This window comes from Ruegeria sp. N10 (genome assembly GCF_056531545.1).
In genome coordinates this window covers 15936-27949 of sequence record NZ_JBQFLY010000028.1, presented here as the reverse complement: position 1 = coordinate 27949, position 12014 = coordinate 15936, and the positions used below count along the sequence as shown (strand labels likewise).

The window sequence follows — 12014 nt, the reverse complement described above, 5'->3', positions numbered from 1 at the left end:
AGCGAAAGCCCTTCAGGCGCGGCATGCTGGATGGAATGTTCATTCATTGCATTTAGTCGTCGTCGAAATGCCAGACAACTTGGCAATACCCTTTCGAGCGCCGTGGCATTCTCGGCCCGCCATTGGTCTTCGCGTGCCCCGATAACCGCTGCGCGCACGCCTTCTTCCGCTGCGCGGGATAGATTCACGTTGAGGGCCTTGGCATCCGATAGCAGATCGCTGTCGAGCGTCAGGTTGGTGGCTTTTCTAATCGGTGAAAAGGGCATGATGATCTCCTTAGGTAATGAGAGTATGCCCAGAAGATATGTGCGTCAAGCATGCGCATTTAAAATGCGCATAAGCATGGTTATGTAAATACGTTTGCTGTTGGAAGCCTATAGCTGGGGCGCAGATAATGCATCACGCAAGTGGTCCGTAATTCCATAGCTGAGCCCGCGCCCAATCCAGTTCGTGAGTGCGGACCATTGGCGTGCGATCTCCTGAGGGAGTGTCCTGTCGAGGGTATGGTCGAACAAATCCAGCCATGCCGAGAAGTGCTCGGGCCTGACGTCATGGGCCGTAGCTCAAGTGGCGCTGAACGCGACCCGATCCCGCTCTTCAACGAAGTTGGAACTAACCCACAGGGCGCTGGACGGTATCGGAAAAACAGGCGAGCTTAAAAACGTCTGAATTCACGCCTGGGATTTGTTGACGCAGAGAACAAATAATAGTGGAAATGACCCATATCATCCTGATTGGATTGCAGGACCGTGACAGCAAAACTTCCCGTGGCCGGTGTCTGGTATGGCATCGAACCTCACAAGGCCGGCGTCATTCGACTTCAAGAGGTGCATATTCATCCTTACTGGAGCGGCTCGATATGGCTTTTGCGCGGTGTAAATCGCGATTTGGTGATTGACAGCGGAACGGGGATCGTGCCGCCGGCGCCAGTCGTCAATGCGATATCTTCCAGGCCGGTCCTGGCTATCGCGTTAAGCAGCTACTACGACCACATTGGAGGAATGTACGCCTTTGAGGCGCGTGCCTGCCACCGGCTTGAGGCCGATGCGATGCAAAACCCGAAAGATACATGGCGCCCCTTTGTCGATGCCAATGCCTTTAGTGCGCTTCCTTACGAAAATTTCCGAGTTGAGGACTATTCTGTCCGCCCCACGACGCCAACCGAAACGTTTGAAGACGGGGATGTGATAGAATTGGGTGATCGACAGATTGAAGTCATTCATGTCCCCGGGCGCACAAAAGGAAGCATAGCACTATGGGAAGCCGAAACCGGTATCTTGTTCGGTGGCGAAACTTTGTTTCTGGACCCGGAATGCCGTAATTTCCCCCCGTTGGATGTTTCGGCGTATGAGGCCAGCCTTCGGCGTCTCGCAACATTACCTGTGCAAACTGTATTTGGAGGCCATTACGCAGACATCAGTGCCGCGCAGTTTCGCACCCTGGTAGGTAAGGAAATTGGCCGATACAGACAGCCTGATGCCACGGCAGATGTCTGAATTGCGATGCCTGGAAAAACCTCAAAATGCTACGAAAATTGCGATCGTAAAACATGGAACAGTTCCGAGCATGTAGCCATCGCATGGCTTTGCTCTTGAGCGCATCGGGCGCGGTCTCCGCCAAAACCGCTTGTCGAAGATACTGTAACAATCCCGATCGGGCGCCGGTCTCGCGAAATCCGGCCTGTTCAACCACCGGTCTGCGATGCAGGAAGAGCGTGGACCTGCGCGGCTATTAGGTTTTGCGGTCAGGCAAAGAAGCACTTTTCGCTGGGACCCTTCATTGGGAACCGTCGGCTCCGATACTGAGGCAACGATTCCCGAACCCGCAGCGCTTCTTTGCCCGCGCCATGCTACGAACGGGCCTCGGCACCAGCCGCGCCGCGAAGCCGTGATTTCAGGATGGCAATCGCGATCAGCCCGATAACGCCCGATGCCGCGATGAAACCAAAATACATCTCATACACGGCAAGCCCGGTGTAGCGCTCGGCAAAGTAGCCGTTGATCTTGGGCAGGTAGATGTCCGGCGTATAGGCGATCAACGAGATCAGACCGATAGCAAGGCCGGTCACACGCGGCGGGATCTTGCTGCGTTCCAGCGTCGCCCAGTAGAGACCGCGTGTGGCATATGTCATCACCCCGACCAGGAGCACAACAAAGAGCAGGATGAAGCTGCTTGCGGTGGCTGGCAGGAACAGCAGGGCCACAAGCCCCAGAATGCTCAGCGAAATAGAGATCGCCAGCACGTTCTCACGGCCGAACCTGTCACCGAGAAAACCCGCACCCAACCCGCCAATCGGGCGCATCCAGAGCTTTGCCACCGTGATGAAGGCGGCCGCGCTGGCGGTCAGGGTATATTTCTCCTGCAGGAAGGCCGAGAAGGAATAGGTCGCCCAGAACAGCTGATAACCGCTAAGGATGATGATAGCGATCAGCCACAATTCGGGCTCCGATACGAGCAGTTTGAAATCCGACAGCAGATTGCCTTTCGGTTCCGCCTTTCCGGTCGGGGCCTCGCCCTTCTGGCGCAGGAACAACAGGCAGAGGAGGCCAACAGCAAAGCAGTTGTAGACATAGAGCATGATCACCGAAGGCAGGGTCGCGTTGGCGGTCAGACCCTTTACGTCGACATAGTAGCTGAACAGCGCGACGGCCGCGGTCGCCAGAACCGCCTCGACCAGACCGCGCATGCCCTCGAGCCCGCCGAAGAAGCGGCCCTGTTCATCGGACCGTGCGACCAGCCTGACGCCTTTCAGGAGCGCCGCCCAGAAGGTCAGGCCCGAAGAGATACCCCAGCCGAGGAAAATCCAGTAGAGCGCGGATTTGTCGGGGATACCGGCATACCAAAGGCCGAGCGCCCCGGTCAGTGCCATCGAGAAGGTTAGCAGAATCCGTGGCGACACCCGGTCCGCCAGCCAGCCGCTGGGCAGGTAGGTGATCACGAACATGGTTCCCAGCATCGAATAGTAAGTGCCAAGCTCGGAAACGGTGATCTGAAAGGTATCCAGGATCGTCGTTTCGAAGTTCTGACGCAGATAGATCAGCGGATAGATGGAACCCGCCGCCAGCAGCAGTATGAAGAACTGAAAGTAGCGCTGGAAACTGGACAGTCCAGGCTGTGCGTCATCGCGCGATGACACAGAACTGAGTGTAGTCATTTTGGTTGTCTCCTCCCCATCCCGGGGTTACATAAGTGTAGGAAAGGTCTTGTACGTGACCCGCTGAGCCTGCAGTCAGGACTCAGCAAGGATCGGGCGGCGCACCTTGAGTTCCTGGAAGTCCTCAAGGCCGAATACGCCACCCTCGCGGCCGTTACCCGACTGCTTGTAACCGCCGAAGGGCGAGCCGTAGTTCACCGCCTGCCCGTTCACGGTGATGGTTCCCGCGCGCAGGGCGTCGGCGACGCGTTCGGCGCGGGTGGCATCTCCGGTCTGCACATAGGCCGCCAGCCCGAATTCGCTGTCATTGGCGATGGCGATAGCCTCTTCTTCCGTGTCGAAGGGAATGATCACTAGGACCGGGCCGAAGATTTCTTCGCGCGCGATGCGCATCTCGTTGGTCACATCGGCAAAGATCGTGGGCCGGACGTACCAGCCTTCCTCCAGCCCCTCAGGCTTGCCGGGGCCTCCGGCCAGCAGGCGGGCGCCTTCATCCGTTCCAACCCGGATCATCGCCTGAACACGGTCATATTGCATCCCGTCGAAGAGCGGGCCGATGTGATCGCCTTCCACCGCCGGGTTGCCAACCTTCTGGCCGGCGGCGGCGCGGGCCGCGATCTCGAGCACGCGGTCGTAACAGCTGCGTTCCACAAGCATGCGCGTGGGCGCGTTACAGGACTGGCCGGTGTTGTGGAAGCAGCCCCGGACAGAGTTGGTCACGCAGGTCTCCAGATCGGCGTCGGCGAAGACCAGGTTGGGGGACTTGCCGCCCAGTTCCAGCGTGACCCGCTTGACGGTATCGGCTGCGTCCTTGGCGACCAGGATGCCGGCCCGGGTGGAACCGGTAAAGGACATCATCGCAATATCGGGGTGACGTGACAGGGCCGCTCCGACATTGGGGCCGTCCCCGAAGACAAGGTTGAACACGCCTGCGGGATACCCCGCCTCGTGCACGAATTCGGCGAAAAGGGCGGCGGAAAGCGGCGTGTATTCCGACGGCTTCAGCACACAGGTCGACCCGACCGCCAGCGCCGGTACCACTTTTTGCGCAATCTGGTTGATCGGCCAGTTCCAGGGCGTGATCAGCCCGCAAACCCCGATCGGTTCGCGGATCAGCAGATCGGTATTGGGCAGGATCTCGCGTTCGGGCTGGGCTTTCAGTGCCGCGATGAACGCGTGGATATGGTCGATGCCGCAACCGGCCTGAGCTGACCGGGACATGGTGATCGGCGCGCCCATCTCGGTGGTGATTGCCTGTGCCATCTCTTCCAGCCGGTCGGTGAAAGTTGCCGCCAGCCGTTCCAGCAAGGCCAGTCGCTCTTCCTTGGAGGTTTTCGAATAGGTTTCGAACGCGCGCTTTCCCGCGCCAACGGCGCGGTCGACATCGGTCTCCGAACCCAGCATCACCTCGCCGATCCGGGATTTGTTCGCCGGGTTGGTAATTGCGAATGAGGTCGCTCCGGCCGGATCGACCCAGGCGCCGTCAATGTAGAATTTGTTCAGGGTTTTCATGTCTTTCGCCTTCGGTTCACTGGACAACCGGTTCGGTGACCAGGTTGAGGTGGAGTTCTGTATCGCGATAGGGATGGGCCGCGATGGCGGCGTCGTTCAGTTCGACCCCGAGGCCCGGGGCGGAGGGCGGGATGACGTAACCTTCTTCCCAGGTGATCGGGGTGGTCAGAAAATTCATGAAGGGCCCGTCGAAACGGCCGATGGATTCCAGGATCAGGAAGTTCGGACTGCAGGTGGCGATCTGGATATTCGCCGCCGCCACGACCGGCCCGCAGTAAAGATGCGGCGCGATCTGTGCCTGACGGGTTTCGGCCATCGACGCAATCTTCTTGGCTTCAAGGATGCCGCCGACCCGGCCGAGGTTCATCTGCAGGATCGAGGCCGCGCCGGCCTCGAGAATGCGGGCGAATTCATGCTTGGTCGTCAGCCGCTCGCCCGCCGCCACGGGGATCGAGGTGTAGCGGGCAACTTCCGCCATGTCGGCGGGGTTTTCGGGGGGCAGCGGTTCCTCGAACCAGAGCGGGTCATAGGCTTCAAGCCGACGCGCCATACGCTTGGCGCCCGAGACGGTAAACTGGCCATGGGTGCCGAAAAGCAGGTCGGCCCTGGTGCCCACCGCCTCGCGGATGCGTTTGCAGAAGTTCTCGGACAGCTCGAGGTCACTGAGCCGCGGCTGGTGGCCGTCATAGATGCTGTAGGGGCCCGCCGGGTCGAACTTGACCGCGGTGAATCCCTGCGCGACTGCCTTGATTGCGGCTTCAGCCGCCAGGTCGGCATCGTTGTAGACATTGGGCGTGTCCGCGTCGGGATAGACATCGCCCTCGGGCGGATAAAGATAGGTATAGCTGCGCAGCCGCTCGTGCACCTTGCCGCCCAGAAGCTGGTAGACTGGCTGGTCCGCCGCCTTGCCGATGATGTCCCAGCAGGCCATTTCCAGACCGCTGAGAACGCCCATCACGGTCACATCCGGCCGCATGGTGAACCCGGCGCCGTAGGTACGGCGCCACAGCCGTTCGATATGATGCGGGTCCTGCCCGGCGAATTGCCGGTCAAAGACGTCATGCGCCATCGCCGCGCAGAGATCCGGCCCGAATGTGGCGTTATAGATTTCTCCGACGCCGGTGATACCGCATTCCGTGGTCAGGCGCAGAAAGATGAAGTAGCGCCCGCCATGGCGCGGCGGGGGGTTGCCCACCACGAAGGTTTCGAGTTTGTCGAGTTTCATGACCTGCCTCCCAGCAGCATTGAATCTTCCAGTATGAGCTCTGCCGCACGCGCCGCCAGCATCATCACTGGCGCATTGATGTTGCCCGAGGTTATGTTGGGAAAGGCCGAGGCATCGGCGACCCTCAGCCCGGCAATGCCATGCACCCGCAACCGTGCGTCCAGAACCGAATCGCGTGCGGTTTCGCCCATGCGGCAGGTGCAGCTGGGGTGAAAAATCGTTCCAGCGCGCTCACGAAAATCCTCCAGCAGCTGCTCGTCGCTCATTCCGACAACATCGGGCACCAGGCGCGTTTCGGTCACAGCGCGGATCGCCGGGGTTTGAGCTAGGCCCTGCAATACCCGCCCGGCTTTGATTGCCACTTCGCAATCTTCGTCAGTTGACAGCGAATTCGGCCGGATTGCCGGAGCCGCAGCGGGATCGGCAGAGGTGATCGCGATCTCGCCCCGGCTGGTCGGTCGGCAGGGTTGGGCGCAAAGCAGAAATCCCGGCTCGGGATCGACGCCGGCATTTCCGGCGGCATCCGTGACATAGGACATAGGGTTGCAGTAGATTTGCAGATCGGCCGCCCCGGCCCTGTCGTCCGAGCGCACGAAACCACCGACCTGATTGACCGGCACGCTGAGGGGGCCTTTCCGGGTCAGAAGATACTGCACCCCGGCCAACATCTGTCCGATCCGGTTGCCCAGGCGGTTGTTCAGTGTCGGCCGGTTTGCGCGGTAGTAATATGAGATCCCCAGATGATCCTGGAGCCCCCGGCCCACCTGTGCCAGATCGTGTTTCACCTCGATCCCGTGACGCTTCAGCAGGTCCGACGGTCCGATGCCGGAAAGCTGAAGGAGCTGTGGCGAGTTGACCGCCCCTGCCGCGATGATCACCTCGCCCCCGGCCCGCGTAACAACGGATTTTCCGCCGATGCGGTAGCGAACACCGGTGGCCCGGCCCGCCTCAAGCTCCACCTGCTCCACCAGCGCGCCGGTGATCAGCTTCAGATTGCCGCGTTTCAGCGCGGGCCGCAGGAACGCATCCGCCGAAGACCAGCGGCGGCCGTCGCGCACGGTTGAGCGCAGCTGCATCAACCCCTCGGTCTCTGTACCGTTCAGGTTCCGCGCCACCTGCCAGCCCATCTCTCCTGCGGCTTTCAGGAAGTGCCGGGAAAACGGATGCATCCGCGCACTGACATCGCTGACCCGGAGCGGTCCGTTGCCGGTGGTGCCCGCCGGGGTGCTCTGTGTTTCGAGCGCTTCATAGGTGCGCCGTACGCTTTCGCTGTTCCAGCCCGTGGCGCCCGACTGTTCCCAATCGTCGAAATCGTGCGGCAGGCCGCGCAGATAAGCCATGGCGTTGATCGAGCTCGACCCGCCAACCACCCGGCCACGTGGCCAGTAGGCACTGCGCCCGTTCAGCCCCGGATCGGCCTCGGCAGTGTAGCGCCAGTTTACGCGCGGGTCGTTGAAGGTCTTGCCATAACCCAGCGGCACCTTGATCCAGAAACGGCGGTCGCTGCCACCGGCTTCTATCAGCAGAACCTTGTGGCGCCCTCCGGCTGATAGCTGGTCCGCAAGAACGCAGCCCGCCGATCCGGCGCCCACTATGATGAAATCGAAGTCAGAGTCAGGCATTGGCACGAATCCCGAAAAAGCGTCAGCGCTAAGATCGCCGACGCTTTTGTCAGGGGTTTAGCTATAAATCAAACAATGCTATTTTGACCTGAGGCTAAACTTCAGTTTAAGGAAAGCCATGACCAAACTCCCCCACGTCACTTGGCTCCGTACCTTTGAAGCCGCAGCACGACACAGCAGTTTTACCGCCGCCGCCGAAGAGCTTGGCCTTACGCCCGCCGCCGTAAGCCAGCAGATCCGCCTGCTCGAAAAGCAACTGGATACCGCCTTGTTTGTCCGGCTGCCCAGAGGTGTCACGCTCACAGACGCAGGAAAGGCCTATGCCCAGCCGATCCGTCGATCCTTTGCCGATATGCAATCCGTGACCAGCGGCTTGTTCCGAAAGGCGCGAATGCCCGCCGTAAGAGTGCGCGCTTCCATCTCTTTCGCCGGGCTGGTCCTGGCGCCGCGTATCACCGAGTTTCACGCGCTGCACCCTGAGATCCCGGTGCAGTTGACCTCGTTCGTATGGGCAGACCGTTTCGGCGACGATCCTTCTGACATCGACATACGCTACGGCACGGGAGACTGGGACGATGGCGCACTGCAACACCTTGGGCACGAGACCGCCATTCCCGTCTGTCATCCGGACTTTGTCGCGTCATTACCGCAGCCGCTGACAATTCAGGCGCTTGCCGCCGGTCCCACGATAGAGATTATGGGATCCGAGGCCGACTGGTCACAATTATCCGACCTGCACGATCTGAAGCTTCAGATGACTGGCCACCTTTTCAAGGTGGATTCCTCTCTTATAGCGCTGCAGTCGGTGATCGCCGGCCTGGGCACTGCCATGGTTCTGGAACGCTTTGCTTTGCATTACCTGGACCGGGGCATTCTGATCGCGCCATTTGAATATCGCCTTCCGGTCCGACTGTCGCATTTCATCGTATGCCGTGAACGATCACTGCTGAAAGAGGAAGTTCGGGTATTTTGCGATTGGCTAACGGCCGTCATGCGGGAAAACTGAACTGATGCGGTGGATGCCCCCACCAACGGCATCTTGTATGCCATAGAGCGTGTTGCACAAATCGTTTCCGATGCGTAGCTGGTCCTTTGATTTGACTGCGGGATGCTGTGATGCCCTTCAAATTCAATGCGTCGCGGCGGGATAAGATTGCGAAGGCAAAGTACCGTGTGACGAACTGGGCCGAATACAACGAGGCGCTCCGGCAGCGTGGTGACGTGACGGTCTGGTTCAGCGAAGACGCGGTGTCTGGGTGGTGCGCAGTGCGCTCCGGCAAGCGCGGTGGTCAACAACGATATTCTGATCTGTCGATTGAGACCTGCTTGACCTTGCGCGCCGTGTTCGGCTTACCGCTTCGCCAAACGCAGGGCTTTGTCCGCAGTCTGCTGCGGCTCATGCAGACGGACCTCCCCGTGCCGGATTTTTCGACGCTTTGCCGGCGTGCGCCATCGCTTCAGATCGCGCCCGACACCCAGACAGCCAGTGGTCCGATCGCGCTGGTTGTGGACAGCACAGGGCTGCGTGTCGTTGGCAGCCGCGACTGGATGCGGGAGAAGCACGGGCTACCAAAGACCCGCAAGATATGGCGCAAACTGCATATCGGCTTCGATCTGGAGAGCGGCGAGCTTGTGGCGTCCTGCCTGACACCCCAGCAGGTCGGGGACACCGGCGCTCTGCCCGACCTTCTTGCCGAGGTGTCCGGTCCGGTGCGCCGTTTCATCGGTGACGGGGCTTATGATGGTGTACCAACCGCCGCGACCATCCGGCATGCGTTTGGCCCGGATGTCGAGCTGATTATTCCGCCGCCGAAGAACGCCGTTCCCGGAGATTGCCAGGCACGTAACGCCCATATCGACATGATAACCGAAACTGGCCGAATGGCATGGCAGAAGGCCACCGGTTATGGTCAGAGATCGCGCGGCGAGGCCCAGATCGGGCGATACAAACAGGTCATCGGACTGGAACTGCGCAGCCGCAACATGGAGACCCAGACAACCGAAGCCCGCATCGCTGTCAAAGCCCTCAACCGCATGACCCGTCTAGGTCGTGCGACCTATGAACGTGTCGCATAACGAACCGGGGAAAGGGGCAAATGCGGCCCAAGCGCTATTCGTGCAACGCGGTCGATACAATGTGCGAAATGCCGACCAAACCGGTTGACCCATTTGCGTATGGTCTCACGGCTGACCATCACATTCCGCTCGGCGAGCAGATCTTCAACATCAGCGGCACTGAGTGCGAACCGATGGTATGCCCAAACGGCGTAGGCGACGACTTCACGGGGAAAACGGTAGCCCTTCAGGCGTGGCATCTCAGCTGGTATATTCATGGAGACCGGCTAAACAGCCTCAGGTGCGACTGCAAGTTGGCAATCCCATTTATGGAGATCTGCGTTTGCAGAAAGTCCAACCCTCAGCTTCAGGAGGACCAGAGCGGACTCTCGCAAATGCCGGTTCGTGACACCCTACCGCCAATCACGACCTGGGGCCATCTTGATCAATATCTGAATTTTGAATAGCCTCAAAGTATTGGCGGGACGTGATGGAGATTAGTGACAATGGAAAAGATAAAAAATATAAAGTCTATTCAGGTGTTTATGGCGGCTGCAAATGCCAAGAACGCATCTGGCGCGGCTTCTTACCTGAATACCAGTCAAAGTTCGGTAAGTTATCACATTAAAAAATTAGAAACCGAAGTTGGTGTGCCCCTGTTTGAGAGGTCACACACCGGGCTGGAATTGACAGAAGAAGGCACCCTGCTTGCTTCTTATGCGGAGCGCGGCCTGACGCTCATCCAAACGGGTCTCGACAAGATCGCGGATATGGTCGAATCCACGAAGGTGGCGCTCTTGCCGATGTTCGCGAGCCGGTGGTTGGCGGCAAGGCTTGGTGATTTCTGGGAGCATCACCCCAAGTTGCCGGTGATGATGCAGACACATAACAATACCTACACCAAGCTGGAGCGCCCTGATCACTTCGCCGACCTGGGTGTGCAGTGGGGGTGCGGCGGCTGGAAGCGGTTTAACTCAACCAGATTATGGCCAGAAAAAATGGTTGTTGTCTGCAATCCGCAATATCAGGTAGCAAACCGTATCGAAACGCCTGCTGATCTGGCGCGCTGCACCTTATTGCATGTCGACGATGAGAGGATGTGGCGGGAATGGTGCACGAATAACGGCCAGACGCTTTCTCAGTCGCAGCCGCAAATGATACTGGAGGACAGGCATTTCCAGCTGAGCTCAACGATCAATGGTTTGGGCGTATCGCTATTCGCCAAATGGCTGGTCCAAAAGGAGATTGAACAAGGTGTGCTGGTCAATGTTTTCGACCGCGACTACGATACGTCGTTCGCCTATCATTTGACCTCTCCCAAAGATACGCCGCTTTCACAATCCGCACTAAAGTTTCAGAACTGGTTTTTCAAACAATGCAGGGAGTACGGACCATATCGCTAGATGTGAGCGATTTCTGGCTGCCTCTTTCCGGATATTTGACCAGTCGCCACTGAAGTCAGCAATTCAATGGCGACTGGCCCCCAACGATCAGAGCAACCGGTTCATCGCGCCCGGGACGGGATGGAGAGAGTTCAGGCGCGTCAAGCGATCTGGTCGTTGGGTGCTCCAATTTCGGCGTCACTCTTCCTGAGAGTTACCGTAAGCCTTCATCTTCCCCTCGAAATAGACCACATTCTCACCGTAGGGCTCCAACCCCATGGCTGCCTTGCGCATGACGTCCACTTCGTCGAAGGCCTCTTCGGCGGGGCGGAGGTATTTCACGTCATTGCGCCAGTAATATTTGAACCCGTTGAAATGGCCGTTGTCCGGGTACCAATACATAACGCCAAACCCTTCGGGGTCCTCAATCGGGGTGTTGTGGATCGTGTTTCCGGGAATGTAGAAGTAATCACCGGTTTCCATCCATTGATACTCGCCCTGCGCCAGGGTTCTGGCACGACCGGAAACCGCATAATAGCATTCCGGTTGCCCGTGGAAATGCGGGTTGTGATCGGAAGGCTTTCCGTTGGTGATGCCGATGGTGACCGGCCAGTCGCTGAGTTCCTTCCAGAGATACCCGACCGGCGCGTTGTCAAGGCTGCATTCAGCGGCCTCGCTGATCGCGCCACTGTCATCTATCGTCAGGCAGCCCTGGTTCTCGGCCGGGATGGTCTCATCCGGCTGAATGCTCAGAAAATCGACCTTTCCGCTTTCCCAATCCGCGATATAGGCCCGGACCGTTTCATTGTCACATTGCGCCGGCATGGTGTCGGATGGCGCGAATGGGCTTGTGACAAACGGCACATGCGTTGCCTGCTGAAACGGACGCTGAGCCGTGATGAAATGACCATGCTCATTGATGTTTCATTCTGCCTGCGTTTCCTCTGCATTGGCAGAAACACCGCCAAGACAGAACACTCCAACAGCTGCGAATGTGTATTTGGATACTGATTTCATTTATTTTTCCCACCTTCATGGAAATTGAGTTCAACAGAACAGGTTGA

General features: G+C 58.8%; 10 protein-coding genes and 1 pseudogene. 4 read left to right on the top strand and 7 right to left on the bottom strand.

What is annotated here, in order from left to right; genetic code table 11:
• On the bottom strand, positions 1–266 hold a 266-nt coding region (locus ACR0JI_RS20620), incomplete at its 3' end, for a type II toxin-antitoxin system CcdA family antitoxin (protein WP_480496399.1).
• A gap of 483 nt (positions 267–749) precedes the next feature.
• On the opposite strand from ACR0JI_RS20620, the gene ACR0JI_RS20615 reads away from it, so the two are divergent.
• A complete protein-coding gene (locus ACR0JI_RS20615) occupies positions 750–1496 on the top strand; it encodes an MBL fold metallo-hydrolase (RefSeq protein ID WP_480478450.1) in 747 nt (248 codons plus the stop codon).
• Positions 1497–1849: 353 nt separating this feature from the next.
• On the opposite strand, the gene ACR0JI_RS20610 is transcribed toward ACR0JI_RS20615, so the two are convergent.
• The 4 genes from ACR0JI_RS20610 to ACR0JI_RS20595 form a co-directional block, all read right to left on the bottom strand.
• On the bottom strand, positions 1850–3154 hold the full coding sequence (locus ACR0JI_RS20610; RefSeq protein WP_480478452.1) for an MFS transporter: 1305 nt from the start codon (positions 3152–3154) through the stop codon (positions 1850–1852).
• A gap of 75 nt (positions 3155–3229) precedes the next feature.
• The gene (locus ACR0JI_RS20605; protein ID WP_480478454.1) at positions 3230–4666 is read right to left on the bottom strand and encodes an aldehyde dehydrogenase family protein; all 1437 of its coding nucleotides are present in this window, start codon (positions 4664–4666) and stop codon (positions 3230–3232) included.
• A gap of 16 nt (positions 4667–4682) precedes the next feature.
• Positions 4683–5891: a mandelate racemase/muconate lactonizing enzyme family protein gene (locus ACR0JI_RS20600; protein WP_480478456.1), complete on the bottom strand. Its 1209-nt coding sequence runs from the start codon at positions 5889–5891 to the stop codon at positions 4683–4685.
• Entirely contained in the window at positions 5888–7513 is a 1626-nt protein-coding gene (locus tag ACR0JI_RS20595; protein WP_480496401.1) for a GMC family oxidoreductase, read from the bottom strand. Before ACR0JI_RS20595 ends, ACR0JI_RS20600 begins: the two co-directional genes overlap by 4 nt.
• A 118-nt stretch (positions 7514–7631) precedes the next feature.
• Here ACR0JI_RS20595 and ACR0JI_RS20590 point away from each other — a divergent pair, with 118 nt between their 5' ends.
• Both ACR0JI_RS20590 and ACR0JI_RS20585 read left to right on the top strand, forming a co-directional pair.
• The gene (locus ACR0JI_RS20590; protein WP_480478460.1) at positions 7632–8519 is read left to right on the top strand and encodes a LysR family transcriptional regulator; all 888 of its coding nucleotides are present in this window, start codon (positions 7632–7634) and stop codon (positions 8517–8519) included.
• Positions 8520–8629: 110 nt separating this feature from the next.
• Positions 8630–9589, top strand: coding sequence for an IS5 family transposase (locus tag ACR0JI_RS20585; RefSeq protein WP_480496403.1), 960 nt, complete (start codon positions 8630–8632; stop codon positions 9587–9589).
• A gap of 62 nt (positions 9590–9651) precedes the next feature.
• Here ACR0JI_RS20585 and ACR0JI_RS20580 read toward each other — a convergent pair.
• A pseudogene (locus ACR0JI_RS20580) lies at positions 9652–9846 on the bottom strand (IS6 family transposase); the annotation flags it as partial.
• Between the two features lie 228 nt (positions 9847–10074).
• Here ACR0JI_RS20580 and ACR0JI_RS20575 point away from each other — a divergent pair.
• Positions 10075–10971: a LysR substrate-binding domain-containing protein gene (locus tag ACR0JI_RS20575; protein WP_480478464.1), complete on the top strand. Its 897-nt coding sequence runs from the start codon at positions 10075–10077 to the stop codon at positions 10969–10971.
• 177 nt (positions 10972–11148) lie between these two features.
• Here ACR0JI_RS20575 and ACR0JI_RS20570 read toward each other — a convergent pair whose 3' ends face one another.
• Complete coding sequence (locus ACR0JI_RS20570) at positions 11149–11814, bottom strand: cupin domain-containing protein (protein ID WP_480496405.1); 666 nt, start codon at positions 11812–11814, stop codon at positions 11149–11151.
• Between the last annotated feature and the right edge of the window lie 200 nt (positions 11815–12014).